We start from the raw sequence: 26,213 nt of genomic DNA on the forward strand, positions 1-26,213 counted from the left end.
CTCGGATTCGCACAGGGTTACGGATGACTTGCCGAACAAGGTTGTTGGATGGCAAAAACGACGGCGAAATATACATACAAAAAACGGATTAAAATAGGAAATACATTCATAATATCATTGACATAACCAGCAATACTTGCGCGCTAAAAGCCCCGTTTTCGCAGTGATAAACTCCCCCGCCATCGCACTTCGCTTATTCAGGGGACAAATTAATGAAATCGCTATACCGGCTTTCCGTAGGGCTTATCCTCGGCGTGTCATTTATCACCTCGGCGGCCGCTAACGACCATAAAATTCTCGGCGTGATAGCTATGCCGCGCAATGAAACCAACGACCTGACGCTGACGCTTCCCGTCTGCCGGGTGGTCAAACGCATTCAGCTCAGCGCCGACCGCGGCGATGTACAACTCTCCGGGGCGACGGTCTACTTTAAGGCCAGCCGCGGCGCCAGCCACACGCTGAACGTCCCCGCCGGGATCAAAGAGGGCAGCACCACCGGCTGGATCAACATCAATAGCGATAACGACAACAAACGTTGCGTGAAGAAAATCGCCTTCTCCGGCCACACGGTGCACTCCTCAGATATGGCATCACTGAAAATTATCGGCGATGACTAACGTCGCCCCTGCCCGAGAGAAAACGTTATGCATATTAATTACCTGGAGGATGACGATCTCGCCTTTCTGCCTGAGTGCAGCGAGGCGCATCTGGAAGCCTTTACCCGCATTCTGACCCACGGGGAAAATGGCAAACCCCGTCTCTCCAGCACGCTCCTGCGCAACGAGACATTTTTAGCGATGGAGGGTCACCCGGAGCGTTATCGCCGCAACTGGCAGCTAATCGCCGGTGAGCTACAGCATTTTGGCGGCGATAGCATCGCCAACACGCTGCGCCGCCATGGCAAATTTTATCGCGCGATCCTGCTGGATGTATGTAAACGACTGAAAGCTAAGGTCGACAAACAGCTGTCGACGCCGCAGATCGAGCAGCAGTTGCTGGCGCATTTTCTGCAGCACGGCTGGAATAAACTGAACGCGGAGCAAAAAGCGCAGTTTCTCGCCGCGGTGGAGTGCCGGAGCCATGAGCTGGACAGCCTGATGGCTCATCTGCTGAGGCATCGCAAGCTAAGCGAAGGCGTCACTTTGTTGCTGGACGAACGCTTAACCGCCATCCTGCGCACGCACGCCGCGGTGAGCGTCATCGGTCATGGCCTGGTGCGCGGCGCCGGGCTGGGCGGACCGCTCGGCGCCGCGCTGAACAGCGTGAAAGCGGTGAGCGGCAGCGCCTACCGGGTCACCATCCCCGCGGTCCTGCATATTGCCTGTTTACGGCAAATGCTCCAGCCGCCGTCAGACACCGCGGAAATTGGTGAAAAATACCCCGCCAGATCATAGACAGCCCTTCAGCGCCTCATTATTATGCCGCGCCCCGCCGCCAAGTCGCGGGGTAATGCTTCCCTTTTAATGATAATTTTGAGGAATTATGGGCAACACTAAGTTGGCTAATCCGGCACCGCTGGGCCTTATGGGCTTCGGCATGACCACTATTCTGCTTAACCTGGCGAATAGCGGCCTGTTCGCATTCGATGTAGCTATCCTGGCGATGGGGATTTTTTACGGCGGCATTGCGCAAATTTTTGCCGGCCTGCTGGAATACAAAAAAGGCAACACTTTTGGCTTAACCGCTTTTACCTCCTACGGCAGCTTCTGGCTGACGCTGGTGGCGATTCTTCTGATGCCGAAAATGGGCCTGGCAGACGCGCCAAACGCGCACTTCCTCGGTATGTACCTCGGCCTGTGGGGCGTCTTTACCCTGTTTATGTTCTTTGGCACCCTGAAGGCAGCCCGCATGCTGCAGTTTGTCTTCCTGAGCCTGACCGTACTGTTCGCGCTGCTGGCGATTGGCCATTTGGCCGATAACGAAGGCATTGTGAAGGTAGCCGGCTGGGTCGGCCTGATTTGTGGCGCCAGCGCTATTTACCTGGCGATGGGTGAAGTGCTGAACGAACAGTTCGGCCGCACCGTGCTGCCGATCGGCGAACCGCGCTAATCTTCCGCCGCCGTCCGGTCACAGGGCGGCGGCAGGTCATTATCAGCATCAGCTAGCCATCGTTAACGCTGCAGCTCCCCTTCCGGCATCCCCGTCGGCGCCGTCAGCTCCTGACGCAGCCAGATACCTAATCCCAGCCCCATCAGCGACAGGGCCAGCACATACCAGGCCGGCGCCATCGGCGACACCCCCATCAGCATGGTGACCGCAATCGGCGTCAGGCCGCCAAAGATCGCGTACGACAGGTTGTAGGAGAAAGAGATGCCGGTGAAGCGTACTTCCGCCGGGAAGGCCCGCACCATCACATAGGGCACCGCCCCCACCACGCCGACGCAAAGCCCCACCGTACCGTAGAGCATAAACAGCCGCTGCGGGCTGGCGCCGGCAAGATGGTAAAATGCCCAGCTGGCAACCGCCAGCAGCAGGCTGCCGACGATAAAAGTGCGGCTGGCGCCGAAGCGGTCCGCCGCCAGCCCGGCGAGCAGACAGCCGATGCACAACATAATGGTGGCGATGCTGTTGGCCTGCAGGGTAATGGCCGGCGCAAAACCATAGTGCTTCTGCAGCCAGACCGGCGACATCAGGATCACCACCACCACGCCAGCCGACAGCAGCCAGGTCAGCAGCATAGAGATCACCACCGCCTTCTGGTGCTTGAGCGCCACCGCTTTTACCGGCAGTTCCTGCGCCAGCGCTTTGCGCTGCTGCATCTCAAGAAAAATCGGCGTCTCCTGCAGCCAGCGGCGCAGATACATCGCTATCAGACCAAATACGCCGCCCAGCAGGAAGGGGATCCGCCAGCCGCCGTCGTGGATCCCCTGCGGCGACAGACTGGTATTGATAAGCGTGGCCACCACCGACCCCAGCAGAATGCCAACCGTCAGGCCGGCCGTCAGCGTGCCGCAGGCGATACCAATGCGCTTTTCCGGGACATGCTCAGCGACAAACACCCAGGCGCCTGGAACTTCACCGCCGATCGCCGCTCCCTGCAGAATACGCATCAGCAGCAATAGCAGCGGGGCGATGATACCTACCGAGCTATAGGTCGGTAGCAGACCGATCGCCAGGGTTGGCAGCGCCATCAGCAGGATGCTGAGGGTGAACATTTTCTTGCGCCCCACCAGATCGCCAAAGTGGGCCATGATGATCCCCCCCAGCGGACGCGCCAGGTAACCGGCGGCGAAAATGCCAAAGGTTTGCACCTGGCGCAGCCATTCGGGAATATCCGCAGGGAAGAAGAGCTCGCCGACGACGGCGGCGAAGAAAACGAAAATGATAAAGTCATAAAACTCCAGCGCGCCGCCCAGGGCGGCCAGCGTCAGCGTTTTATAATCCTGGCGGTTGAGCGGTCGGTTTGCATATGACATAACGCAATTTCATCCTGAGGTGTGCAGCGTGTTTTATAGTGTGTAAAGTAAAAATCACTATATCGTAAATAAAACGGCACACCATTAGCGATGCAGGTTATATCAAAAATGCATCAAATTCAGGATAAAGTTTCGCGTCTGGCGCTCTTGGGACGAAAAGCTTCTACTACACGGCCATCGGTTTCCACATAAGGCCCTTCAAGCAACTGTACACAATAAGGTACACTTGCGAAAATACCGTGCACCAGCACGTTGCCGTCAGCATCTTTCACCCCTTCCAGAGTCTCCTGAATTGCTTTCGGTTGCCCGGGAAGGTTGAGGATCAGCGCCTGCTTGCGGATCACACCGACCTGCCGGGAAAGGATAGCCGTCGGCACAAAGTGTAGGCTAACCTGGCGCATTTGCTCGCCGAAGCCCGGCATCTCGCGATCGGCGATCGCCAGCGTTGCGTCGGGCGTCACATCGCGACGCGCAGGGCCGGTTCCGCCGGTGGTCAGCACCAGATGGCACCCCATTTCGTCAACCAGTTCGCACAGCGTTTGCTCAATGATGGCCTGCTCATCCGGAATCAGACGGGTTTGCAGCTCGAAAGGGGTGGTCAGGGCGCGTGCCAGCCACTCTTCCAGTGCCGGGATGCCTTTATCCTGATAGACGCCGCTGGAGGCGCGATCGGAAATGGAAACTAAGCCGATTCGTAAGGTATTCATGGTTATTCCGTTCAAACTGTGGCGTTAAACGAAATGATACACTGCCGGAGGCGGGACAGACAGTGTAATGTGGCCGACGGGCGTCGGCCACCTGCGCGATTACAGCAGTTCGTCGATCATTTTTTCCAGTTTTTCCTGGTCGATCGCAAACTTACGGATACCTTCCGCCAGTTTGTCTACCGCCATCGGATCCTGGTTATGCTGCCACAGGAACTCAGATTCGGTAATACGCTCCGGACGCGCTTTCACTTCACCGGTATATACCAGCTTACGCTCAACGGCGCCTTCGCTTTCGGACAGCTCTTTCAGCAGCGCCGGGGCGATGGTCAGGCGGTCACAGCCAGCCAGTTCCAGAATTTCGCCAACGTTACGGAAGCTTGCGCCCATCACGACGGTTTCATAGCCGTGCTGCTTGTAATACTCGTAGATTTCGCTGACGGAAACTACGCCCGGATCTTCTGCCGGTGCGTACTCTTTCTTGTCGGTGTTGGCTTTGTACCAGTCGAGGATACGGCCAACGAACGGCGAAATCAGGAAGACGCCCGCTTCGGCGCAAGCGCGAGCCTGAGCGAAGGAGAACAGCAGCGTCAGGTTACAGTTAATGCCTTCTTTTTCCAGCTGTTCAGCGGCGCGAATGCCCTGCCAGGTGGAGGCCAGTTTGATCAGAATGCGATCGTTGCTGATGCCCGCGTCGTTGTACAGCTTGATGATGCGCTTGGCTTTCGCGATAGACGCTTCGGTGTCATAGGAGAGACGTGCGTCCACTTCGGTGGAGATACGGCCCGGGATCAGTTTCAGAATTTCGAGACCGATGTTCACCGCCAGCTTATCGGAAGCATCGAGGATCTGCTGCGCGCGATCGCTGCTCTGGCTACGAGCCCAGGCGACAGCGTCGTCAATCAGCTTACGGTACTCAGGGATCTGAGCCGCGCCGAGAATCAGGGAAGGGTTAGTGGTGGCATCCTGAGGCTGATACAGCTTCATTGCCGCAATATCTCCGGTGTCAGCGACGACAGTGGTGTACTGACGCAGAGAAGTTAATTTATCCGTCATGATATATTTCTCTTAAACAGCAGTTAAGGGGATGTAACCGGTCTGCCCAGATGATAACACGCTGCCGGGTCAGCGCAACCGCCGACGAGAGAAGAGCGCAGAGTGTGATAAACTATGCAGATTAATTTGCTGAAAGCGAAAGGATTGTCACTTAATTGGTAACGCTTACACTGGCGTACCGGCATGGACAAGAGGATGTTTAATGCCTGATTTTCTCTCATTTATCAATGAAATACTCTGGGGCTCAGTGATGATTTATCTGCTACTGGGCGCCGGTATCTGGTTTAGCTGGCAAACCCGGGGTATTCAGTTTCGTTACGTGCGCAAATTCGGCCGCAGTCTAAAAAAAAGCCTGCACCCGCAGCCGGGTGGTTTAACGTCCTTTCAGGCGCTCTGTACCAGCCTTGCAGCCCGGGTCGGCAGCGGCAATCTTGCCGGGGTGACGCTGGCGATCGCCACCGGTGGGCCCGGCGCCGTATTCTGGATGTGGGTTTCCGCCCTGCTCGGCATGGCCAGCAGCTTTGCTGAATGTTCCCTTGCTCAGCTGTATAAAGAACGCGATAGCCGCGGACAGTTTCGCGGCGGCCCGGCCTGGTATATGGCGCGCGGGCTCGGCATGCGTTGGATGGGCGTCCTGTTTTCGATCCTCCTCCTGCTGGCCTATGGTTTTATCTTCAATACCGTGCAGGCTAACTCCGTGGCCCATGCCTTGCGCTATGCGTTCGATCTGCCGGCGGCGGTCAGCGGCGGCGTGCTGGCCGTTGTCGTTTTGCTGGCGATCCTCCGTGGTTTACGCGGCGTGGCGCGTCTGATGCAATGGATCGTTCCCTTTATGGCGCTGTTGTGGATCGCCACCAGCCTGCTCATCGGCCTGTGGCACATCACCGCCCTGCCGACGATTTTCGCCACCATCTTTCGCTGCGCCTTCGGCTGGCAGGAGGCCGCCGCCGGCGCGGTGGGCTACACCATCAGCCAGGCGCTGACCAGCGGCTTCCAGCGCGGCATGTTCTCCAATGAAGCAGGGATGGGCTCTTCGCCTAACGCCGCCGCGGCCGCCGCCTCCTGGCCGCCGCACCCGGCGGCGCAGGGGATCGTGCAGATGATTGGCGTGTTTATCGATACTATCGTGATCTGTACCGCCAGCGCGATTATCGTCATGCTGGCGCCGCGGCCCGACAATGAATATACGCTCAACGGTATTCAGGACTTGCAACACGCGATGAGCGTGCTGGTCGGCGGCTGGGGAGCGGGTTTCATCGCCCTCATCGTGCTGCTGTTCGCCTTTAGCTCTATCGTAGCCAACTACGTGTACGCGGAAAATAATCTGGTCTTCCTGCGCCTGGATAAGCCGCGCTATATCTGGGGGCTGCGAATACTCACCGTCCTGATGGTGCTGTTGGGGACCATGGTTAGCCTGCCTGTCGTCTGGCAGAGCGCGGATATCATCATGGCGCTGATGGCGATGACCAACCTGACGGCCATTCTGTTGCTCTCCCCGACGGTGCGGATTATCGCCAGCGATTATCTGCGTCAGCGGCGGCTGGGTATCCAGCCGACTTTCGATGCCACTCGTTACCCGGATATTGACCAACAGCTGGCCCCGGGCGCCTGGAATGAATTGCCGCGCGAATAGCGCGGCAATTGCAGCTATCGATCCCACCATGCACTTTTTTTGTTAAAATTCGTCGAAATTACCTGCAAGGACTGGATATGCTGATTCTGATTTCACCTGCTAAAACGCTCGATTATCAAAGCCCGCTGGCAACGACTCGCTATACCCAGCCCGAACTCCTCGAGTATTCTCAGCAGCTTATCGGCATCGCCCGTAAGCTGACCGCGCCGCAAATCGGCAAGCTGATGAGCATTAGCGACAAGCTGGCGGATCTAAACGCCACCCGCTTCCACGACTGGCACCCTGACTTTACGCCGCAAAATGCCCGCCAGGCGATCCTCGCCTTTAAAGGCGATGTCTACACTGGCCTGCAGGCAGAGACACTCACCGAGGACGACTTTGACTTCGCCCAGCAACACCTGCGCATGCTCTCCGGGCTGTATGGCGTGCTGCGCCCGTTAGACCTGATGCAGCCCTACCGCCTGGAGATGGGGATCCGTCTGGAAAATCCGCGCGGCAAAGATCTGTACCAGTTCTGGGGGGATACCATTACCGAGAAGCTGAATCAGGCGCTGCGCGACCAGGGCGACGATATCGTCATCAACCTGGCTTCCGATGAATATTTTAAATCGGTGAAAACGCCAAAATTGCAGGGTCAGCTGATCAAGCCGGTATTCCTCGATGAGAAGAACGGCAAATTCAAAGTGATCAGTTTTTATGCGAAGAAAGCCCGCGGCCTGATGAGTCGCTACATTATTGAAAACCGCTTAACCCAGCCGGAGCAGCTCAAAGCCTTTAATAGCGAAGGCTATTTCTTTGATGCGGATGCCTCGGAGAAAGGCGAACTGGTGTTTAAACGCCACGAGCAGTAACACGTTACGGTAATAAAAAAGGGGAGTTATTCCCCTTTTCAATATAATTAAGCAGTTTATTACTTATTTTAACGCACCCAGTTTTCCACCACGCCTTTTTCATCGAAGAAAATCATCAGCGAGTTCGAATCTTTTTGGCTGGACTTATCGACCGCATCGGCAGCTTGCGATGCCCCGGTTACCGGGATCATGGAACCCGCGAGGCTGACCAGGTTGATCCCTTTATCTACTGAATAATACCAGCTCTCTTTACCCGACGCCGTCACCGTCGTATGACCAGAATCAGGGGCACCAAAATACTGACGAACCTCGGCCTTGGTGGTTTTTCCGACAATGAGATGTTGTTTCAGATAGGCTGGCGTTAATTTATCTTCATTACCGCCAATCGTTGTCCCGGAGCAGCCTGTTAAAGCGAACACCACCAAAAAAAGAGATAAAATACGCATGTTTCCTCCTTGAAAACCTTGTGCATTAACAATGCATCTATAACAAATGATATCTATAGCTGCTTCATAATAAAATCAGCAGCATAAATATAAGCAGCATGAAATAATAAATAAAAAAGATAATCCAGTGGAATTATCCGGCAAAGAGGACAATCCGTAAAAGAGTTTGCAATAAAAGCAGTGCGCTGACAATAAAATAGTGTGGGGAATTTTATGGAGAGAAATTTTACTGATATGGAAAAGTGCGTTAAATATAAAAACCGGGCAATAGCTGCCCGGTTTGGTCGATCATGTTGCCGATATTATTGCCTGGCTTAGCCCATCATCAGCTTACGCAGCGCGGCGAAATCCGCCGGCAGGTTGTGAGACAGCAGCGGCAGGTCGGCGCGGTCGGCCAGCTCCTTCGGCAGCGGCAGAGTCTCCTGCAGGATCTCCTCCACGCTCTCTTTGAACTTCGCCGGATGGGCGGTGCCGAGGAACAGGCCGTACTCTCCCGGCTGCAGCTGATCGCGCAGCGCGCGCCAGGCAATCGCCGCATGCGGTTCAGAGATGTAGCCGATGGCCTTCAGCTCGCGCATCGCTGCTTTGGTGGTCTCATCATCGACCGCGGCATAGCCCAGCTCGCTGAGACGCCAGATTTTACGGCGGAACAGCTCTTCAACGCGCGGCCAGTTGTTCGGCTGGCTGACGTCCATGGCGTTGGACAGCGTCGCCTGGGTGGCTTTTGGCGCCCACTCGCCGCCCTGCAGATAGCGCGGAACGGTGTCGTTGGCGTTGGTGGCGGCGATAAAGCGCTTGATCGGCAGCCCCAGCGACTTGGCCAGCAGACCGGCGGTCAGATCGCCGAAGTTGCCGCTCGGCACGGAAATCACCAGCTGATTGCGGGCTTCCTGCGGCAGCTGCGCCGCCGCTTCGAAGTAGTAACAGATCTGCGCCAGCAGGCGGCTGATGTTGATGGAGTTAGCCGAGTTGAGACCCAGCGTCGCCTTCAGCTCTTCATCGTCAAACGCCTGCTTCACCAGCGCCTGGCAGGCATCAAAGTCGCCATCAATCGCCACGGTTTCAATATTGCCGCCGAGGGTACAGAACAGCTTCTCCTGCAGGGGACTGATCTTGCCGCGCGGATAGAGGATCACTACCTTGACGTTCGGCAGGCCGTAGAAAGCATGCGCCACCGCCGCCCCGGTGTCGCCAGAGGTCGCGGTGAGGATGGTGACCGGCTTATCGCCTGCGATGTGGGTCAGCATCTGCGCCATAAAGCGGCCGCCGAAATCCTTGAACGCCAGCGTAGGGCCATGGAACAGCTCCAGACAGCCGACATCTTCCTGAACCTTGCTTACGGGCGCCGGAAACGCAAACGCCGCGCGCACCCGCTGCTGCAGGACATCCTGCGGGATCTCATCGCCGATAAAGGCGGATAAAATTTTGGCGCTACGGGTGACAAAGTCCTGCGCCAGCATGTCGTCAATTTCAGTCAGGCTGAATTCCGGCAGATCGTGCGGAAAGAACAGGCCCTGATGCTTGCCAAGTCCCTGGGTGACGGCCTGCGCAAAGCTGACCTGCTCGTTATGATCTTTTAAGTTATACAGTTTCATTGGTTATCCCACTACGCGTGCGCCCGCCGTGTCCAGCCGGCAAATATGAACAAAGCCTTCCTGATTCTGCAGATAGTGCGCGCCAAGCCAGTCGGCGACGCGCTGTGCGGTATCCGGTTTATCACACAACGCGAACAGCGTTGGGCCAGAGCCGGAGATGCCGCAAGCCTGGGCGCCCATTTCCATGGCCGCCTGACGCGCTTCGCTAAAGCCCGGCAGCAGTTTGGTTCGGTACGGTTCGGCAATCACATCTTTCATCAATTTTGCCGCCAGCTGCGGCTGGCGGGTGTAGCAGGCGTGAATAAAGCCCGCGAGGTGGCGACCATGGGCGATACAATCCTGGCGGCGATACTGCGCCGGCAGAATCGCCCGCGCTTCAGCAGTAGAGACTTTAATCCCCGGATAGGCCAGCACCCACAGCCACTCATCAAACCCGGGCACCTGCTGACTGATAATCCCATTCTCTTCGATCATCAACTGCATGCCGCCAAGATAGCACGGCGCCACGTTGTCGTAGTGAATGCTGCCGGAGATACGCCCTTCCATCTCTCCCATCAGCGCCAGCATGCGCGTCTCGTTCAGCGGCTTGCCGCAGAACTCGTTCATGGCCACCAGCGCAGCGACCACCGAGCAGGCGCTGGAACCCAGCCCGGAGCCAATCGGCATGTTTTTTTCCAGCGTCATCGCCACCGGCACCGTCTTGCCGATCTCCCGGCAAAAGCTTTCCCAGCACTGGTAAACAATGTTCTCCTGCGGCGCCGTCGGCAGTTTGCTGGCGAAGCGTCCAAGATTCTGCAGGCTAAATTGCTCCGCCGCTTCGACAGTGACGTTGTCGCCAAGCAGCGTGCCATCGACCGGCGTGACCGCCGCGCCCAACACATCAAACCCGACGCTCATATTGGCACTGGAAGCCGGGGCATATACTTTGACCATCTTAAACTCCTAACTTCCAGGACAGGGTGCGCAGCAGGTCGGCGAATACGCCGGCCGCCGTGACGTCGTTCCCGGCGCCATAGCCGCGCAGCACCAGCGGCAATGGCTGATAATAATGGCTATAAAAAGCCAGCGCGTTCTCACCATTCTTAACTTTGAACAGCGGATCGTTGCCGTCAACCGCGGCTATTTTTACCCGGCAGGTACCATCCTCTTCGATGTTACCGACGTAGCGCAAGACTTTACCTTCATCGCGCGCCTTAGCAACCCGCGAGGCAAAACCATCGTCCAGCGACGGCAGGCGGGCCATAAAGGTCTCGACATCGCCGCTGGCGTCGAAGTCCGGCGGCAGCGCCGACTCGACGATAATGTCCGCCAGCTCCAGTTCACGCCCGGTCTCACGGGCCAGAATCAGCAGTTTACGCGCCACATCCACCCCGGATAAATCGTCGCGCGGATCCGGCTCGGTATACCCCATCTCACGGGCCATCGCCGTCGCCGCGGAGAAACTCACCCCCTCGTCCAGCTTGCCGAAGATAAACGACAGGGAGCCGGACAGGATCCCGGAGAAATGGCGCAGCTCATCGCCGGCGTTGAGCAGGTTCTGCAGGTTCTCAATCACCGGCAGGCCCGCGCCAACGTTAGTGTCATAGAGGAACTTACGCCGCGAGCTGCTGGCCGCATGGCGCAGCTGGTGATAGTAATCCAGCGAAGAGGTATTGGCCTTTTTGTTCGGCGTCACCACATGGAAACCTTCGCGCAGGAAGTCGGCATACTGATCGGCGACCGCCTGGCTGGAGGTACAGTCGACGATCACCGGATTGAGCAGGTGGTACTCTTTCACCAGGCGGATCAGGCGGCCAAGATTAAACGGCTCTTTCGCCTCCGCCAGTTCCGCACTCCAGTTTTCCAGATTCAGGCCATGCACGCTGGTCAGCAGCGCCTGAGAATTGGCTACACCGCAGACGCGCAGATCGATATGTTTGTTCTTCAGCCACCCCTGCTGGCGCTTGATCTGCTCTAGCAGCGCGCCGCCGACGCCGCCGACGCCGATGACAAACACTTCAATCACCTGGTCGGTGTTGAACAGCATCTGATGGGTCACGCGCACGCCGGTGGTGGCGTCGTCATTGCTGACCACTACCGAAATTGAGCGCTCGGAAGAGCCCTGGGCAATCGCCACGATATTGATATTGGCGCGGGCCAGTGCCGCAAAGAATTTCGCCGAGATACCGCGCAGGGTACGCATTCCGTCGCCCACCACGGAGATGATCGCCAGACGCTCCATAATCGCCAGCGGCTCCAGCAGCCCCTCTTTCAGCTCCAGATAAAACTCATCTTCCATCGCCCGTTTGGCACGTGCGCAGTCGCTCTGCGGCACGCAGAAACTGATGCTGTACTCCGAAGAAGATTGAGTGATCAACACCACTGAGATGCCGGCGCGGGACATGGTGGCGAAGACGCGGGCCGCCATGCCGACCATCCCTTTCATCCCCGGCCCGGAGACGTTGAACATCGCCATGTTGTTGAGGTTAGAGATGCCTTTCACCGGCAAATCGTCCTCGTCGCGGCTGGCGCCGATAAGCGTTCCCGGCGCCTGTGGGTTGCCGGTATTTTTAATCAGGCATGGGATTTGGAACTGGGCGATAGGGGCGATGGTGCGCGGGTGCAGCACTTTCGCGCCAAAGTAGGAGAGCTCCATCGCCTCCTGATAAGACATCGATTTCAGCAGGCGCGCATCCGGCACCTGACGCGGATCGCAGGTGTACACTCCGTCGACATCGGTCCAGATTTCGCAGCAGTCAGCGCGCAGGCAGGCGGCCAGTACCGCAGCCGAGTAGTCGGAGCCGTTACGCCCCAGCACCACCAGCTCGCCTTTCTCATTGCCGGCGGTAAACCCGGCCATCAGGATCATATGGTCTGCCGGGATCTGGCTGGCGGCAATGCGGCGGGTGGATTCGGCGATATCGACGGTGGATTCCAGATAGTGGCCCACGGCGAGCAGTTTTTCGACCGGGTTAATGACACTGACTTTATGTCCACGGGCTTCCAGCAGACCCGCCATGATGGCGATGGAGAGCTTTTCGCCGCGGCAGATCAGCGCGGCATTGACGCTGTCCGGGCACTGACCCAGCAGGCTGATGCCGTGCAGAACATGCTTAATCTGAGCAAATTCCTGCTCCACGAAGGCTTTTAACTGGGCAAGCGGGAAAGCGGGCTGGGCGTCGGCAAGGCCCTGAAGAAGTTCGGCAAAAATGCGTTCGGCGTCGGCAATATTGGGGAGGGCATCCTGGCCGCCAATGGTCTTTTCAATCATTGCTACCAGATGGTTAGTGATCTTCGCCGGGGCAGACAGGACCGTCGCTACCTGCCCCTGCCTGGCATTACTCTCCAGAATATCGGCAACCCGCAGAAACCGTTCCGCATTTGCCACTGATGTACCGCCGAACTTCAACACTCGCATGGTTCTTACCCCTTGATCTCTTGTCAAAAAAAAAGCCCGCACTGTTCAGGTGCGGGCTTTTTTCTGTGTTTCCTGTACGCGTCAGCCCGCACCGTTACCTGTGGTAATGGTGGTGGTGATAATGGTGGTAATCATGCCGATGCGATTCATGGATGTTGTGTACTCTGTATTTTTATCTGTCTGTATGTCCTGCCTATATTGGTTAAAGTATCTGCCGTCTTAAGTCAATGAATTTCTCAATTTGCCCCATTTCAGCAGGCTTACGTATTTTCCCGCTGCCGTGAGAAAAAACATCCAGATCGGCGGAAAACCAGCTCATAGAACAGCATACACATCCATAAATAAAAAATATGACAGAGTTTTATTCTGGAAGGTTTTTTTCAATATCATGCAGCAAACGATGCAACATTGCCGTGTCGCGCTGCTGCAGCAGGCCCAGCCGTTGCGACAACCAGTCGGCCAGTTTGGCATCATCCTCCACGCCCAAACGCGAAAGTAACGCCAGGGTACGAGTACGTAAGGCCTGCAGCTGATGATGGTCTGCCGCAGCGGCGGCGGGCGCCGTTTGTTGCATTAACGATGCTAATTGATAACAGTAGACCATCACCGACTGGCCGAGATTCAGCGACGGATAATCCGCAGCCATCGGCACACCGGTCAACACATCAGCCAGCGCCAGCTCCTCATTGCTCAACCCGGAGTCTTCACGGCCAAAAACCAGCGCCGCGTGCGTCATCCACTGCGCCTTCTCCTCCAGCAGCGGCAACAGCTGCTGCGGCGTGGCGTAATAGTGAAAACGCGCGCGGCTGCGGGCGGTGGTGGCGACGGTAAAATCAACGTCATGCAGCGCCTCGGCAAGGGTGGGATAGGTGGTGATACCATCGAGGATGTCGCCTGAGCCATGTGCCACCCAGCGTGCCGGAGGCGCCAGGTGGGCTTCGCTATCGACGATCCGTAGTTCGCGAAATCCCATGGTTTTCATCGCCCTGGCGGCAGCGCCGACGTTCTCGGCCCGGGCAGGACCGACTAAAATAATCGTTAAACGCATTGCGGTTTCTTTCTCTCTCTCAGGCGTTATCGAGGCGCAGCGCCCCCCATTTTACGCGGTGAAAATTTACAAATTTGCAACAAAAATCACTAAAATTGCGTTTTCTTACCCATAAAAAAATCTAAACTGTTCTCAGGAGGCCGTGACAAGGAGTATGTTAACAGAACCCATTTATCCATATGATGGGCAATGCAATTTCATCTGATGCATCGTTTCAGGCTTTGGATTCACTGTATTTATTAATTTATCCACGCAACTAGTTGAGCCTGGTAAAGATTGTGACTATAAAGAGCATGGCGATGCAATGATTTCACAAGACTGTTAACGTGCTACAATTGAACTTGATATATGTCAACGAAGCGTAGTTTTATTGGGTGTTCGGCCTCTCTTAGCCTGTTATGTTGCTGTTAAAATGGTTAGGATGTCAGCCGTTTTTGACACCGTCGGGTCCAGAGGGAAAGTACCCACGACCAAGCTAATGATGTTGTTGACGTTGATGGAAAGTGCATCAAGAACGCAATTACGTACTTTAGTCATGTTACGCCGCGCATGTTAATTTGCGACATGCAGCAGGCAGGTCAGGGACTTTGGTACTTCCTGTTTCGATTTAGTTGGCAATTTAGGTAGCAAACATGCAGACCCCGCACATTCTTATCGTTGAAGACGAGTTGGTAACACGCAACACGTTAAAAAGTATTTTCGAAGCAGAAGGTTACGATGTATTCGAAGCGACCGATGGCGCGGAAATGCATCAGATCCTGTCTGAAAATGATATCAACCTGGTGATCATGGATATCAACCTGCCGGGTAAAAATGGTCTTCTGCTGGCGCGCGAGCTGCGCGAGCAGGCAGACGTCGCGCTGATGTTCTTAACCGGCCGCGACAACGAAGTGGATAAGATCCTTGGCCTCGAAATCGGCGCTGACGACTATATCACTAAACCGTTTAACCCGCGTGAACTGACTATCCGCGCGCGCAACCTGCTCTCCCGTACCATGAACCTCGGTACCGTGAGCGAAGAGCGTCGCAGCGTGGAAAGCTACAAGTTCAACGGCTGGGAACTCGATATCAACAGCCGTTCCCTGGTTAGCCCGAACGGCGAACAGTACAAGCTGCCGCGCAGTGAATTCCGCGCGATGCTGCACTTCTGCGAAAACCCGGGCAAAATTCAGTCTCGTGCCGAGCTGCTGAAGAAAATGACCGGTCGCGAGCTGAAGCCGCATGACCGTACCGTTGACGTGACCATTCGTCGGATTCGTAAACACTTCGAATCCACTCCGGATACCCCGGAAATCATCGCTACCATTCACGGTGAAGGCTACCGTTTCTGTGGCGATCTGCAGGAATAATACGATTTATTCCGCAGCCATGATGCGAAAACGGCGCCCCAGGGGCGCCGTTTTTTATGCCGTCACTCTTTCCAGAGACGCAGCTTATCGTCATCGGCAGCCGGTGTCGGAGGCACTGTGCCTTTCGGCAGCGATAACGCATACCAGTCCACGCGACGGGTCAAAAACATCAGGACGCTCAGCGCCAGCGCCAGCACCCCGGTACCCAGCAGCAGCGCGCTATCCTCAGAATGCAACAGAAACCACATCACGCCATCCAGCAGCAGTAGCGCGGCGACAAACAGCAGGCTGTTACGCCATCCTCTGAGCACTGCCTGAAGGTAGATCCCATTCATCACCGCGCCAGACAGGCTGGCCGCCAGCCAGGCGGCGGTAAAACCAATGTGCTCTGAGAGCGCCAGCAGCACCAGGTAAAACAGCACCAGCGATAAGCCCACCAGCAGATATTGCATCGGATGCAGGGGACGACGGGTCAGGCTCTCGAACACGAAAAAAGCCATAAAGGTCAGCCCGATTAACAGGATGGCATATTTTGTCGCCCGATCGGTTAGCTGGTACTGGTCGGCAAGGGACATCACATCGGCACTGAACGCCGGCAGTCGCGACCACGGGATCTCCATATCATCCTTGAAATAGCTCCCCATATCGTTGGCGAACCAGCTGCTTTGCCAGTGGGCGCGATAGCCGGCAGCACTCACTTCCCGTTGCGTTGGCAGGAAGCTGCCGAGAAAACCGGGATGCGGCCAGTTACTGGTCAGCTGCAGCTCGCTGTTACGCCCGAGCGGCACCAGTGAAAACTCACCCGTCCCGTTCAGATCGAGTGAAAAGGCAATCTCAAGCGGCTTGTTGTCCTCCGCCAGCGCAGGCATTGGCATATGAATACCTGCGCCATCGCCGCTTATCCCCAGCCCCGGCTCCACGCTTAATACGTTACCGTTGACCTCTGGGGCATGGATGGCGCCAATGCCGCGGGCATCGCCGACGCTCACCACCAGCCGCGGCTGGCCTAAGACGATATTCGTTTTTCTCAGCGCCGCCAGACGCAGCGGATCAAACGAGGCCTTAATCTGCAAGGCGTTATGCCAGACCTGGCCGCTGTAGATACCCACCCTCCTCGACTCCACGGTCTGTTTGCCGGCGACCGCCAGCGACTCCGGCAGCCAGTAATACACCCAGCTCCGCTGATAGCTGACCTCTTTTTGGTTCTCCATGCGGGTCAGGGTCTCGGTTATCGGAATAGCGATCAGCGGTCCGGCGAGTTTTTGCGAGCCGCTGGTGCTTTGCTCAATGGCGTCCACCACTTCGCTACGATAATCCGCTCGCTCATTAATAAGCTCCCTGACCATCATTAACGGCAAAGATAGCAGCACAATACAGCCTATTAACGTGGTGATTTTCCAGAATAACGGTGATTTCAACATAGCCTTTCTCCCTATCGTGATGGCCTCACAATAGGACGGCTGTGTGGGGAGAATTTGAAGCTATGTGAAGGGACGGTGAAGTCGCAGCGTGGCGACCACGCCGCCTTCGGGCCGATTGTGCAGATTGATATCGCCGTGATGCAGGCGCGCGACTTCACGAACGAACGCCAGCCCAAGGCCGCTGCTCTTATGGCCGTCTTCGCGCGGCAGCGAATAGAATCGCTCAAAGATTCGTTCCAGGGCATAGTCCGGAATACCGCACCCGTTGTCGATAACGCTCAATTGCACCTCTTCATTTCGCTTCTCCGCAGCCAGGGCGATCTCACCGCCCTGGGGGGTAAAGTCAATCGCGTTGTCGAGCAGATTACCCAGCGCCTGGGCCAGCAGCTCGCCATCGCCATTGACCAGCATCCCACTCTCCCGCCAGCGCAGGGTGATAGCTTTCGCCGCCAGAGCGATGTTGCGCTCCTCCGTCAGCCGTTGGTATAGCGCATCTATCGACACCGGCTGCTGCTTTATCTCCAGCCGGCTTTCCAGTCGCGCCTGCTGGAGCAGCCGCTCCACCAGCAGTTGCATCCGGGTGTTTTGCGCGAGGATATTATCAGTAAACCGCGCCGCCACCTCAGGCGGCGGCCCTTCGCGCAGGATCTCCGCCGCGCCGCGGATGGCCGCCAGCGGGCTTTTCAGTTCATGGGTCAGGTCATAGACATAGTTTTCGATGGCATTCTTACCTTCGAGCTTTACCCGCATGCTCTCCAGAGCCTGGGCCAGCTTGCGCAATTCGCTGCTGCCAACCTCCGGCAGCGGCAGCGGGCGCTCAGCGGTCACCGAGTCCGCATAGCGCACCAGCTTGCCGATAGAGAAATTGATCCACCAGACGACGCCGCCGCCAATCAACAGCGCAATGCCCAGCAGGGCGCCGCCGGCCCAGAGGATCCGCCGCTCGCTGCGCTTAATGACCGGCGTCATCGCCAGGTTGGGTTTACCGACGCTCAGCACACCGATAATCCGCCCCTTATCCATCACCGGCGCGGCGATATACATCACCGAGCTGGCTTCATCATGCGGATCGCTGCGCGTACTGCGCGCGCCGTACTGGCCGCGCAGGGTGAGCCAGACATCGTTCCAGCGCGAATAGTCCTGCCCTGTCGCCTGCCCGCTGGAGTCAAACACCACCTTGCCCCGGGCATCGGTCAGATAGACGCGGTACTCATTACGTACCTTTTTAATTCCGCCAATATTGGCGTTGAGCGGCTGCTGGTTGAGCTGGTGAAAGGCCTGCGCCAGCCTGCCCTGCTGCGGGTTTGCCGCCAGCAGATCCTCACGCGCCAGCGCCGCCAACAGGGTAGCGGTATCATTGAGGGTCCCCTCTGTCGCCCGGCGCACGCCCGGCTTCACTTCCTGGACAAAGATCGACAGCACAAACCACGCGGCGATCGCGACGATAAGAAAATAGCCCAGCAGCAGGCGCATGCCGATGCGCATCAGCCGCGCCCCAGGCTGTAGCCCATACCGCGATGGGTATTGATTGGCGCCTTTTCAGGATTCACAGCCCGCAGCTTAGCGCGCAGGGTTTTGATATGGGTATCGACGGTACGGTCGAGGCTTTCCCAGGCATCGATCCACACCAGCTCCATCAGCTGCTGACGGGAGAAGACGCGACCGGGCGCGTGAAGCAGGGTTTTCAACAGCAGAAATTCGTAGCGCGTCAGATTCAGCGGCTGGCCGAACCAGCTGATCGCCGCCGCCTGCTCATCGAGCACAAACTCGCCGACGCGTACCACCGGCGATGGCGCGGCAAACTTCTGCAGCCGCCGCAGCACGGTTCGCACCCGCGCGCAGACTTCGCGTGGTGAAAACGGCTTGGCGATATAATCGTCAGCGCCGATTTCCAGCCCCAGCAGCTTATCGACCTCGTCGCTACGCGCCGTCAAAAACAGCACCGGCAGCGCCGGATAACGCGTCAGCAGACGCCGACAGAGCTCGAAGCCGCTGATATCCGGCAAGCCGACGTCGAGGATGGCGACATCTGGCGCCTGATGTGCCGCCGCCTCCAGCGCGGGCAAACCGCGGCCAAAGACGCTGACCTGGAAGCCCTCCTGCTGCAGCATGTAAACCAGGGTATCAGCGATACTCTGTTCATCCTCAACTAACCAAATCCGTGGCTGCTGCATGCGCACTCCCGTTTATTTATTCCATGGCATGATCGGCACGGCGCTGATGGCGTTCTTCGGCGAGCCATCAACCACTTTATCCGAGTAGGTCAGATAGACCAGCGCATTGCGCTTCGCATCATAGAAACGCACGACCTGCAGTTTTTTAAACACCAGCGAGGTGCGCTTCTGGAACACCACGTCGCCCTGGCTTTTACCGTTTTTGATTTTGTCCGTTAGCTCAATCGGCCCGACCTGCTGGCAGGAAATCGCCGCGTCAGAGGTATCTTCCGCCAGCCCCAGCCCACCTTTGATGCCACCGGTTTTCGCCCGGCTGATATAGCAGGTCACGTTCTGTACATCCGGATCGTCAAAGGCTTCGACGACGATTTTGTGATCCGGCCCTAACCATTTGAAGACCGTATCCACGGAACCAATCTGCTCCGCCTGAGCCAGCTGGCTACCGGTCAGCAGGAGCAGCCCCATCGCAAACTTCTTGTATTTCATATTGTTACCATTATTAAAAAATATAGCTGAGTGATTATCACGCACTTAGCAGAAAAGGTTTATAGATCACAGCTTTACAAAATTATCGTTCAAATCCCCTGACCTACCGCATTTAAAAGCAAAAAAAACACTGAATGCTAAAACATCAAAAAATGCTATTATCCGCTACTTTAATATCAGGCACCTGTGTTTAAGGATGGGGACATTTTATGGATCAAGCAGGGATTATTCGCGATCTCCTTAGCTGGCTGGAAGGTCACCTGGATCAGCCGCTTTCTCTGGATAATGTGGCGGCGAAGGCAGGTTATTCCAAGTGGCATTTGCAGCGAATGTTTAAGGATGTCACCGGCCATGCCATCGGTGCCTATATTCGCGCGCGCCGCTTGTCGAAATCTGCTGTCGCATTACGCCTGACCGCCCGTCCAATCCTTGATATTGCGCTGCAGTACCGTTTCGACTCCCAGCAGACCTTCACCCGAGCGTTTAAGAAACAATTCTCGCTGACGCCGGCGCTCTACCGCCGCTCGCCGGACTGGAGCTCGTTCGGTATGCGCCCGCCGCTGCGTCTTGGCGAATTTACCCTGCCGAAACATGAGTTTATCACTCTGCCCCCTACTCAGCTGCTTGGCGTGACCCAGAGCTATACCTGTAAGCTCGAGGAAATCTCCGATTTTCGTAACCAGATGCGGGTCCAGTTCTGGCGAGACTTCCTCGGCAACTCACCGTCAATCCCCCCGGTGCTCTACGGGCTGCATGAGCCGCGTCCGAGCCTGGAAAAAGACGATGAGCAGGAAGTATTCTATACCACCGCGCTGACGCCGGAGATGGCTAACGGCCACCTGCAGCATGCCCATCCAGTGACCCTGGAGGGCGGCGAGTATGTCATGTTTACGTATGAAGGGCTGGGTACCGGTCTGCAGGAATTCATCCTGACCGTCTACGGCACCTGCATGCCGATGCTGAACCTGACGCGTCGCAAGGGGCTGGATATTGAACGCTTCTACCCTGAAGATGAAAGCCGGGATCAGGCCACGCCGATTCAGTTGCGCTGCGAGTATCTGATCCCGATCCGCCGTTAACGCTGCAGCTCGTCCATTGCGGGGGCGTCAAGATGCGAGACGTCGCCCGCCGTTTCCACCACCCAGCCGGAAGCCAGCCACGGGCTTTGCTGATAGTCGACGCGCGAAATAGAGCAGTTGCGCAGCCGCAGACGACGCTCAGCGTACGCCGGCAGCCCTAATATCGTGCTCACCAGGCAGCCCAGCGCGATCCCATGACTCACCAGCAGCGGCCGGCTACCGGCGGGTAATTCCAGACAGGATGCCAGCGCCGCATGCATACGCTCGCTGAGCTCCTGCATCGATTCGCCCTGCGGAATACGACCGTCCGGTGTGCCGTTGACCAGCTGGCGACGCCAGCCTTCTTCTTCTTCGCTGAGCGAGTCGATATGGCGCTTCTCCAGCACCCCCATATCCAGTTCGCGCAGGCGCGCATCGGCGATCACGCTGCAGCCGCAGGCTTCGGCGATAATTTCTGCTGTGCGGCGGGTTCGCCCCAGATCGCTGGTAATGATATGGGTGATCCCCAGCGTTCTGGCGCGCTCGCCCACCTGCCAGGCCTGGCGCTCACCATGGGCGGTCAGCGGGCTGTCGGACTGACCCTGAATACGTCGCTCGGCGTTCCACTGCGTTTCACCGTGGCGAACAAGGTATACTTGTAACATGCTTTTTTTCCGTTCTGGACTCGTTATCAACCGCTTTCGGGCATTACCGCCTGCCCTCGGGGTGATTTAGAGTATACTGCGATGACGTTAGTTTATTCTGAGTTGTTTTGATTATGCACCATGTTGTCTCAGCGACCACTAATCCCGCCAAAATTCAGGCAATTCTGCAGGCTTTTGACGAGATTTTCGGCGAAGGATCCTGCCACATTGAGTCCGTCGCCGTCGAGAGCGGCGTGCCGGAACAGCCCTTCGGCAGCGAGGAAACGCGCGCTGGCGCACGAAATCGCGTCGCCAATGCGCGCCTTGCCCAGCCAAATGCCGATTTCTGGGTAGCCATCGAAGCCGGTATCGACGATGACAGCACCTTTAGCTGGGTGGTCATCGAAAGCGCCAGCCAGCGCGGAGAAGCGCGCTCAGCCACGCTGCCGTTGCCTGACGTTATTCTTGAGCAGGTTCGCGCTGGCGAAGCCCTCGGCCCGGTCATGTCGCAGTATACCGGCATCGATCAGATCGGTCGTAAAGAGGGGGCGATTGGGGTTTTCACCGGCGGCAGATTAACCCGCAGCAGCGTTTACCACCAGGCGGTCGTGCTGGCGCTAAGCCCGTTCCATAACGCTATTTATCGCTAGCCAGCAGCGTCTGCTCCAGCCACTGGCGCAGCTCTACCGGCGCCGATTTCAGGCTGTTCGACCCGCGGGTAATGGTCGCAATTCCGGCGCCGAGCTCATTTTTCAGCTCACGCTGGCTCATCTCGCCGCGCAGCAACTCTTCGATAATGCGCACCCGGGTACCCAGGGCTTCGCGCTCGTCGGGCGTCAGCATCAGCTGCAGCAACGGCAGATGCAGATCCTCAGCATAGGCCTGCTGAAGCAGGGCAACAAAGCGCAGCCACTCCTGATGACGTTGTTCGGCAACGGCCGCGGAATAGGGAGATTGTTGGGTCATATCGCGCCACCATATTGAGACGGGCAGCTTACGCTGCCCGTCGAATGTACTCTTCAACGAGTACAAAGCATAACATACTTCCCGGCGATCAGTAACGCTGGCGCCACTCCGCATCGCTGAGGATCTTATCCTGCTGCCCCATAAAGTAGCGGTAGTAGGCGTCATAGGAGAGGACATTCTTCACGTAGCCGCGGGTTTCCGAAAACGGAATACTCTCGACAAACGCCACGGCGTCGATCCGTCCGGCGCTATTCCCCTGCCAGCTGCGTACCCGGCCCGGCCCGGCGTTATAGGCCGCTGAGGCGTAGATACGGTTATTGCCGAACTGCTGATAAACGTACTGCAGATAGCTGGTGCCGATATTGATGTTGGTTTCCGGATCCAACAGCTGCGACGGGCCGCTGTAGCCGGGAATGCTGAACATACTGACGGTATGCGTCGCGGTGCCCGGCATAATCTGCATCAGTCCGCTGGCGCCGACCGGCGAGCGCACTTTCGGGTTCCAGGCGCTCTCCTGACGGGCAATCGCCATCGCGTAGCTCTGCGGAATATCTTTGCCGCTAACATAGCGGGCAAACAGGTCGTTATAGGCCAGCGGGAAACGTTCTTCCAGCTGATCCCACAGCTTACCGGCGATCGTCGCCTGCACGCTCAGATCCCACCAGTGCTGATCGAAGGCATAGCGCGCCAGCTGCGCCTGCTGGGATTTGGTGCGACTAGTGACCAGGTTGGCCCATTCGGTGCGCGCGGTGTTATCCATATTCCAGTACATCAGCTCACGTACCCGCGCCATCTCCGGCCCGGAGGCCAGCGCCGGATCGATGGTGCCCGAGGCTTTATCGATGCGGAAGGTATACTCCTCGCCAAGACGCTGCGCGGCGACCATCGGGTAGAAGCCTCGCTGTTGCATCAACGAGCGAAGGATCGCCTGCGCCTCCTCATCCCTGCCGCGCTCCAGCAGCAGATCCGCCTGCCAGTAGCGCCATTCGTCTTTCTCTTTCGCCTCCATCGGCAGGCGCGCCAGCCAGGTGTTGAGGCCATGGCGATCGCCCGTCCCCAACGCCATCCGTACCCGCCGCTCCACCAGCGGCGTGGACTGCGAACGCATGATTGCGTCATCGCGCCAGATGGCCTGCTCTTCGGTTACATCGCTACCCATCAGGCGCCAGGCGACAATATCGCGCAGTTCCTGGGTCTGATCCTCATTGAGCTGCTGAGCCTGTACCAGCGAAGGGATCATCAGGCGGGCATTTTCCACGTCCTGGCGGGCGACGCTGGCGAAGGCGACGGCGGCCATCTGACGGGTAAAGTCCGTCGCCCCGGTGGTGCGGGCGAAGGTGAGGACGCTGTTTGGATCGTTAGCCAGGGCGACCACGGCGCTGGCGATGCTCTGGTAGTTGGCGGGCATTTGCTGGGCCAGCGATTTCACCAGCCCGATATTGCCGGCCTTCATCGCCAGGCGGATCCGTTCGAGATATGCCAGCGGATCCTGCTGACCGGAGTCGCGCCAGGCGCTGAACAGCGGTTCACAGGCGCCGGGCTGATTCTTGCCCGTCAGCCACAGCTCTTTCGCCCCGCTCCAGGCCTCCTGCGACTGCCCCACGCTCAGCTTGGCGTAGTAATAGTTGCACTGCGCCTCGGTGCTGGTCGGCTTATCCGGGCTAAACGCCAGCAAGCCGCGCCAGTCGCTGCGCCGGGCCAGTTCATTCACGAAGCGCGAACGTAATGAACGCGCAGGGGGCAGCGTCGGATTGGCGTCAATAAAGTTTTTCACCACCAGCGCCGGCTGGTTCATCAGATCGTCGGTGATCTGTCGGTACTGCAAATAGGGATACAGGGGATAGGTGCTTAACGTGGGCATCAGCTGGTCGACTACATCCATCTGCCGGTTATCCCACGCCTGCTTAATTTGTGCGTAGCGGCTGCGCTGTTCATCCAGTGAATCCGCATGCGCCAGCTGACTCAACGTCAACAAACCAACGCTGGCAGCCAAAAGATGCCACGCCATTTTTTTGGCTTTTTCCACAAGCTCTTCCTCTTTCCGGTGCATTTTCGCAGCATCGTGCCGCTTAAAAACCCCTGCCGGTTCGGCAGGCGGCTTTACTTATGCTAATCAGACAACGCTAAACGCGCCATGTCCTGGACATTTTTTTACGCTTCTGTGAATCCTGTCGCCTCGCTGGGATTAGCGCGCGAAAAAGGCTACACTTCGGCTTTGAACTATCTATCAAAATAGAAAGAGGCGAAGTCCAACGTGGCTCAATTCGTTTATACCATGCATCGTGTCGGCAAAGTGGTTCCGCCGAAACGTCATATTTTGAAAAATATCTCCCTCAGCTTTTTCCCTGGCGCGAAAATCGGTGTGCTCGGTCTGAACGGCGCCGGTAAATCTACCCTGCTGCGCATCATGGCCGGTATCGACACCGAGATCGAAGGTGAAGCGCGTCCGCAGCCCGGCATCAAAATCGGCTACCTGCCGCAGGAGCCGCAGCTCAACCCGGAGCACACCGTGCGCGAGTCCGTGGAAGAAGCGGTCGCCGAAGTGGTTAACGCGCTGAAGGGGCTGGACGAAGTCTATGCCAAATACGCCGAGCCGGATGCGGACTTCGATAAGCTTGCCGCACAGCAAGGCAAGTTCGAAGAGATTATCCAGGCGCACGACGGCCACAACCTGAACGTCCAGCTGGAGCGCGCGGCCGACGCCCTGCGCCTGCCGGACTGGGATGCGAAAATCGCTAATCTTTCCGGTGGTGAACGCCGCCGCGTCGCGCTGTGCCGTCTGCTGCTGGAAAAACCGGATATGCTGCTGCTCGACGAACCGACCAACCACCTCGACGCCGAGTCCGTCGCCTGGCTGGAACGCTTCTTGCACGACTTCGAAGGCACCGTGGTGGCGATTACCCACGACCGTTACTTCCTTGATAACGTCGCCGGCTGGATCCTCGAGCTTGACCGCGGCGAAGGTATTCCGTGGGAAGGCAACTACTCCTCCTGGCTGGAGCAGAAAGACCAGCGTCTGGCGCAGGAAGCTTCTCAGGAAGCCGCACGCCGCAAATCTATCGAGAAAGAACTCGAGTGGGTTCGCCAGGGCGCGAAAGGCCGTCAGTCTAAGGGCAAAGCCCGCCTGGCGCGCTTTGAAGAGCTTAACAACGTTGAATATCAGAAACGTAACGAGACTAACGAACTGTTCATTCCGCCAGGCCCGCGTCTGGGCGATAAAGTTCTGGAAGTCAGCCATCTGCGCAAATCTTACGGCGACCGCGTTCTGATTGACGATCTGAGCTTTTCGGTACCGAAAGGCGCTATCGTCGGCATCATCGGTCCGAACGGCGCGGGTAAATCCACCCTCTTCCGCATGATGTCCGGCCAGGAACAACCTGATTCCGGCACCATCACCCTGGGTGAAACCGTTAAGCTGGCTTCCGTCGATCAGTTCCGCGACGCGATGGACAACAGTAAGACCGTGTGGGAAGAAGTGTCTGGCGGCCTGGATATCATGAAGATCGGCAACACCGAGATGCCGAGCCGCGCCTACGTGGGCCGTTTTAACTTCAAAGGCGTCGACCAGGGTAAACGCGTTGGCGAGCTGTCCGGCGGTGAACGTGGTCGTCTGCACCTGGCGAAACTGCTGCAGGTCGGCGGTAACGTCCTGCTGCTCGATGAACCAACCAACGACCTGGATATCGAAACCCTGCGCGCGCTGGAAAACGCCCTGCTGGAGTTCCCGGGCTGCGCGATGGTTATCTCGCACGACCGCTGGTTCCTTGACCGTATTGCCACCCACATTCTGGATTACCAGGATGAAGGTAAGGTTGAGTTCTTCGAAGGTAACTTTACCGAGTACGAAGAGTACAAGAAACGCACTCTCGGCGCCGACGCGCTGGAGCCGAAGCGAATCAAGTACAAACGTATCGCGAAATAAAACGCAAAAAGGCAACGCAAGTTGCCTTTTTTAATGTTTGCTCCCTC

General features: G+C 57.2%; 26 protein-coding genes and 1 other annotated feature. Of the genes, 9 read left to right on the forward strand and 17 right to left on the reverse strand.

Annotated elements, in window-relative coordinates:
- Window positions 1–212 precede the first annotated feature (212 nt).
- The 3 genes from KB890_RS10540 (at window position 213) to satP (ending at window position 2,049) form a co-directional block, all read left to right on the forward strand.
- A complete protein-coding gene (locus KB890_RS10540) occupies window positions 213–617 on the forward strand; it encodes a DUF2541 family protein (RefSeq protein WP_002887909.1) in 405 nt (134 codons plus the stop codon).
- Between the two features lie 27 nt (window positions 618–644).
- Window positions 645–1,394 carry an acidic protein MsyB gene (msyB, locus tag KB890_RS10545; protein WP_020323867.1) on the forward strand — a complete coding sequence of 250 codons (750 nt, stop codon included), beginning with the start codon at window positions 645–647 and terminating at the stop codon, window positions 1,392–1,394.
- Between the two features lie 88 nt (window positions 1,395–1,482).
- A complete protein-coding gene (gene satP, locus KB890_RS10550) occupies window positions 1,483–2,049 on the forward strand; it encodes an acetate uptake transporter (protein WP_002887905.1) in 567 nt (188 codons plus the stop codon).
- Window positions 2,050–2,111: 62 nt separating this feature from the next.
- On the opposite strand, the gene KB890_RS10555 is transcribed toward satP, so the two are convergent.
- The 3 genes from KB890_RS10555 to tal form a co-directional block, all read right to left on the reverse strand.
- Window positions 2,112–3,416, reverse strand: coding sequence for an MFS transporter (locus tag KB890_RS10555; protein WP_020323865.1), 1,305 nt, complete (start codon window positions 3,414–3,416; stop codon window positions 2,112–2,114).
- Between the two features lie 119 nt (window positions 3,417–3,535).
- Window positions 3,536–4,123: a molybdopterin adenylyltransferase gene (gene mog / locus KB890_RS10560; RefSeq protein WP_002887898.1), complete on the reverse strand. Its 588-nt coding sequence runs from the start codon at window positions 4,121–4,123 to the stop codon at window positions 3,536–3,538.
- Between the two features lie 99 nt (window positions 4,124–4,222).
- A complete protein-coding gene (gene tal, locus KB890_RS10565; protein WP_002887897.1) occupies window positions 4,223–5,176 on the reverse strand; it encodes a transaldolase in 954 nt (317 codons plus the stop codon).
- 202 nt (window positions 5,177–5,378) lie between these two features.
- Between tal and KB890_RS10570 the strand changes: the two genes are divergently transcribed.
- Entirely contained in the window at window positions 5,379–6,809 is a 1,431-nt protein-coding gene (locus tag KB890_RS10570; RefSeq protein ID WP_020323856.1) for an alanine/glycine:cation symporter family protein, read from the forward strand.
- A gap of 77 nt (window positions 6,810–6,886) precedes the next feature.
- Entirely contained in the window at window positions 6,887–7,660 is a 774-nt protein-coding gene (gene yaaA / locus KB890_RS10575) for a peroxide stress protein YaaA (protein ID WP_004178561.1), read from the forward strand.
- A 68-nt stretch (window positions 7,661–7,728) separates the two neighbouring features.
- Here the strand turns inward: yaaA and KB890_RS10580 are convergent, their stop codons facing one another.
- The 7 genes from KB890_RS10580 to yjjY form a co-directional block, all read right to left on the reverse strand.
- Complete coding sequence (locus KB890_RS10580) at window positions 7,729–8,106, reverse strand: hypothetical protein (protein WP_002887866.1); 378 nt, start codon at window positions 8,104–8,106, stop codon at window positions 7,729–7,731.
- A 314-nt stretch (window positions 8,107–8,420) separates the two neighbouring features.
- Window positions 8,421–9,701, reverse strand: coding sequence for a threonine synthase (gene thrC, locus KB890_RS10585; protein ID WP_002887863.1), 1,281 nt, complete (start codon window positions 9,699–9,701; stop codon window positions 8,421–8,423).
- A 3-nt stretch (window positions 9,702–9,704) separates the two neighbouring features.
- On the reverse strand, window positions 9,705–10,634 hold the full coding sequence (gene thrB, locus KB890_RS10590) for a homoserine kinase (protein WP_002887853.1): 930 nt from the start codon (window positions 10,632–10,634) through the stop codon (window positions 9,705–9,707).
- Window position 10,635: 1 nt separating this feature from the next.
- Window positions 10,636–13,098: a bifunctional aspartate kinase/homoserine dehydrogenase I gene (thrA, locus tag KB890_RS10595; RefSeq protein WP_002887848.1), complete on the reverse strand. Its 2,463-nt coding sequence runs from the start codon at window positions 13,096–13,098 to the stop codon at window positions 10,636–10,638.
- A 25-nt stretch (window positions 13,099–13,123) separates the two neighbouring features.
- Window positions 13,124–13,241: a sequence feature (Thr leader region), on the reverse strand.
- Window positions 13,180–13,248 (reverse strand): thr operon leader peptide, encoded by a 69-nt coding sequence (gene thrL, locus KB890_RS10600; protein WP_004222578.1) that lies wholly within the window; start codon window positions 13,246–13,248, stop codon window positions 13,180–13,182. It overlaps the preceding feature by 62 nt.
- A gap of 211 nt (window positions 13,249–13,459) precedes the next feature.
- On the reverse strand, window positions 13,460–14,146 hold the full coding sequence (locus KB890_RS10605) for a tRNA/rRNA methyltransferase (protein ID WP_004182880.1): 687 nt from the start codon (window positions 14,144–14,146) through the stop codon (window positions 13,460–13,462).
- A 396-nt stretch (window positions 14,147–14,542) separates the two neighbouring features.
- A complete protein-coding gene (gene yjjY, locus KB890_RS10610) occupies window positions 14,543–14,683 on the reverse strand; it encodes a YjjY family protein (protein ID WP_004146984.1) in 141 nt (46 codons plus the stop codon).
- A 95-nt stretch (window positions 14,684–14,778) separates the two neighbouring features.
- Between yjjY and arcA the strand changes: the two genes are divergently transcribed.
- Window positions 14,779–15,495 carry a two-component system response regulator ArcA gene (gene arcA, locus KB890_RS10615; protein ID WP_002887843.1) on the forward strand — a complete coding sequence of 239 codons (717 nt, stop codon included), beginning with the start codon at window positions 14,779–14,781 and terminating at the stop codon, window positions 15,493–15,495.
- A 62-nt stretch (window positions 15,496–15,557) separates the two neighbouring features.
- Here the strand turns inward: arcA and creD are convergent, their stop codons facing one another.
- From creD to creA, 4 genes are read right to left on the reverse strand one after another with little or no spacing between them, the layout of a single operon-like run.
- Window positions 15,558–16,916, reverse strand: a complete 1,359-nt coding sequence (creD, locus tag KB890_RS10620; protein WP_020323863.1) for a cell envelope integrity protein CreD — start codon at window positions 16,914–16,916, stop codon at window positions 15,558–15,560.
- A gap of 60 nt (window positions 16,917–16,976) precedes the next feature.
- Window positions 16,977–18,401: a two-component system sensor histidine kinase CreC gene (gene creC / locus KB890_RS10625; protein ID WP_004146022.1), complete on the reverse strand. Its 1,425-nt coding sequence runs from the start codon at window positions 18,399–18,401 to the stop codon at window positions 16,977–16,979.
- Window positions 18,401–19,090 (reverse strand): two-component system response regulator CreB, encoded by a 690-nt coding sequence (creB, locus tag KB890_RS10630; protein WP_002887820.1) that lies wholly within the window; start codon window positions 19,088–19,090, stop codon window positions 18,401–18,403. The genes creC and creB overlap by 1 nt, the downstream gene beginning before the upstream one ends.
- 12 nt (window positions 19,091–19,102) lie before the next feature.
- Window positions 19,103–19,576 carry a protein CreA gene (gene creA, locus KB890_RS10635; RefSeq protein WP_004182876.1) on the reverse strand — a complete coding sequence of 158 codons (474 nt, stop codon included), beginning with the start codon at window positions 19,574–19,576 and terminating at the stop codon, window positions 19,103–19,105.
- A gap of 209 nt (window positions 19,577–19,785) precedes the next feature.
- Here creA and robA point away from each other — a divergent pair, with 209 nt between their 5' ends.
- Window positions 19,786–20,655 carry an MDR efflux pump AcrAB transcriptional activator RobA gene (gene robA, locus KB890_RS10640; protein ID WP_002887812.1) on the forward strand — a complete coding sequence of 290 codons (870 nt, stop codon included), beginning with the start codon at window positions 19,786–19,788 and terminating at the stop codon, window positions 20,653–20,655.
- Here robA and gpmB read toward each other — a convergent pair.
- On the reverse strand, window positions 20,652–21,299 hold the full coding sequence (gene gpmB / locus KB890_RS10645) for a 2,3-diphosphoglycerate-dependent phosphoglycerate mutase GpmB (RefSeq protein WP_002887811.1): 648 nt from the start codon (window positions 21,297–21,299) through the stop codon (window positions 20,652–20,654). The two genes, robA and gpmB, sit on opposite strands and share 4 nt — an antisense overlap.
- Window positions 21,300–21,412: 113 nt before the next feature.
- Here gpmB and yjjX point away from each other — a divergent pair, with 113 nt between their 5' ends.
- Entirely contained in the window at window positions 21,413–21,928 is a 516-nt protein-coding gene (gene yjjX / locus KB890_RS10650) for an inosine/xanthosine triphosphatase (protein WP_002887810.1), read from the forward strand.
- Here the strand turns inward: yjjX and trpR are convergent.
- Window positions 21,915–22,244 (reverse strand): trp operon repressor, encoded by a 330-nt coding sequence (gene trpR / locus KB890_RS10655; protein WP_002887809.1) that lies wholly within the window; start codon window positions 22,242–22,244, stop codon window positions 21,915–21,917. The two genes, yjjX and trpR, sit on opposite strands and share 14 nt — an antisense overlap.
- An 88-nt stretch (window positions 22,245–22,332) precedes the next feature.
- Complete coding sequence (sltY, locus tag KB890_RS10660; protein WP_004182874.1) at window positions 22,333–24,270, reverse strand: murein transglycosylase; 1,938 nt, start codon at window positions 24,268–24,270, stop codon at window positions 22,333–22,335.
- A 228-nt stretch (window positions 24,271–24,498) separates the two neighbouring features.
- Here sltY and ettA point away from each other — a divergent pair, with 228 nt between their 5' ends.
- A complete protein-coding gene (gene ettA / locus KB890_RS10665; protein WP_002887805.1) occupies window positions 24,499–26,166 on the forward strand; it encodes an energy-dependent translational throttle protein EttA in 1,668 nt (555 codons plus the stop codon).
- Window positions 26,167–26,213: the final 47 nt, after the last annotated feature.

Origin of the sequence: Klebsiella sp. P1954 (assembly GCF_018199955.1) — a bacterium.
GTDB lineage: Bacteria > Pseudomonadota > Gammaproteobacteria > Enterobacterales > Enterobacteriaceae > Klebsiella > Klebsiella pneumoniae.

What these genes read in the sequence shown, in the direction of transcription:
- KB890_RS10580 (WP_002887866.1), bottom strand. Translation starts at nt 8,106, where the DNA reads ATGCGTATTTTATCTCTTTTTTTGGTGGTGTTCGCTTTAACAGGCTGC.
- mog (WP_002887898.1), bottom strand. Translation starts at nt 4,123, where the DNA reads ATGAATACCTTACGAATCGGCTTAGTTTCCATTTCCGATCGCGCCTCC.
- robA (WP_002887812.1), top strand. Translation starts at nt 19,786, where the DNA reads ATGGATCAAGCAGGGATTATTCGCGATCTCCTTAGCTGGCTGGAAGGT.
- creA (WP_004182876.1), bottom strand. Translation starts at nt 19,576, where the DNA reads ATGAAATACAAGAAGTTTGCGATGGGGCTGCTCCTGCTGACCGGTAGC.
- trpR (WP_002887809.1), bottom strand. Translation starts at nt 22,244, where the DNA reads ATGACCCAACAATCTCCCTATTCCGCGGCCGTTGCCGAACAACGTCAT.
- KB890_RS10555 (WP_020323865.1), bottom strand. Translation starts at nt 3,416, where the DNA reads ATGTCATATGCAAACCGACCGCTCAACCGCCAGGATTATAAAACGCTG.
- yjjX (WP_002887810.1), top strand. Translation starts at nt 21,413, where the DNA reads ATGCACCATGTTGTCTCAGCGACCACTAATCCCGCCAAAATTCAGGCA.
- KB890_RS10570 (WP_020323856.1), top strand. Translation starts at nt 5,379, where the DNA reads ATGCCTGATTTTCTCTCATTTATCAATGAAATACTCTGGGGCTCAGTG.
- creD (WP_020323863.1), bottom strand. Translation starts at nt 16,916, where the DNA reads ATGTTGAAATCACCGTTATTCTGGAAAATCACCACGTTAATAGGCTGT.
- thrC (WP_002887863.1), bottom strand. Translation starts at nt 9,701, where the DNA reads ATGAAACTGTATAACTTAAAAGATCATAACGAGCAGGTCAGCTTTGCG.
- KB890_RS10605 (WP_004182880.1), bottom strand. Translation starts at nt 14,146, where the DNA reads ATGCGTTTAACGATTATTTTAGTCGGTCCTGCCCGGGCCGAGAACGTC.
- thrA (WP_002887848.1), bottom strand. Translation starts at nt 13,098, where the DNA reads ATGCGAGTGTTGAAGTTCGGCGGTACATCAGTGGCAAATGCGGAACGG.
- yjjY (WP_004146984.1), bottom strand. Translation starts at nt 14,683, where the DNA reads ATGACTAAAGTACGTAATTGCGTTCTTGATGCACTTTCCATCAACGTC.
- gpmB (WP_002887811.1), bottom strand. Translation starts at nt 21,299, where the DNA reads ATGTTACAAGTATACCTTGTTCGCCACGGTGAAACGCAGTGGAACGCC.
- creB (WP_002887820.1), bottom strand. Translation starts at nt 19,090, where the DNA reads ATGCAGCAGCCACGGATTTGGTTAGTTGAGGATGAACAGAGTATCGCT.
- msyB (WP_020323867.1), top strand. Translation starts at nt 645, where the DNA reads ATGCATATTAATTACCTGGAGGATGACGATCTCGCCTTTCTGCCTGAG.
- yaaA (WP_004178561.1), top strand. Translation starts at nt 6,887, where the DNA reads ATGCTGATTCTGATTTCACCTGCTAAAACGCTCGATTATCAAAGCCCG.
- KB890_RS10540 (WP_002887909.1), top strand. Translation starts at nt 213, where the DNA reads ATGAAATCGCTATACCGGCTTTCCGTAGGGCTTATCCTCGGCGTGTCA.
- thrB (WP_002887853.1), bottom strand. Translation starts at nt 10,634, where the DNA reads ATGGTCAAAGTATATGCCCCGGCTTCCAGTGCCAATATGAGCGTCGGG.
- creC (WP_004146022.1), bottom strand. Translation starts at nt 18,401, where the DNA reads ATGCGCATCGGCATGCGCCTGCTGCTGGGCTATTTTCTTATCGTCGCG.
- tal (WP_002887897.1), bottom strand. Translation starts at nt 5,176, where the DNA reads ATGACGGATAAATTAACTTCTCTGCGTCAGTACACCACTGTCGTCGCT.
- satP (WP_002887905.1), top strand. Translation starts at nt 1,483, where the DNA reads ATGGGCAACACTAAGTTGGCTAATCCGGCACCGCTGGGCCTTATGGGC.
- arcA (WP_002887843.1), top strand. Translation starts at nt 14,779, where the DNA reads ATGCAGACCCCGCACATTCTTATCGTTGAAGACGAGTTGGTAACACGC.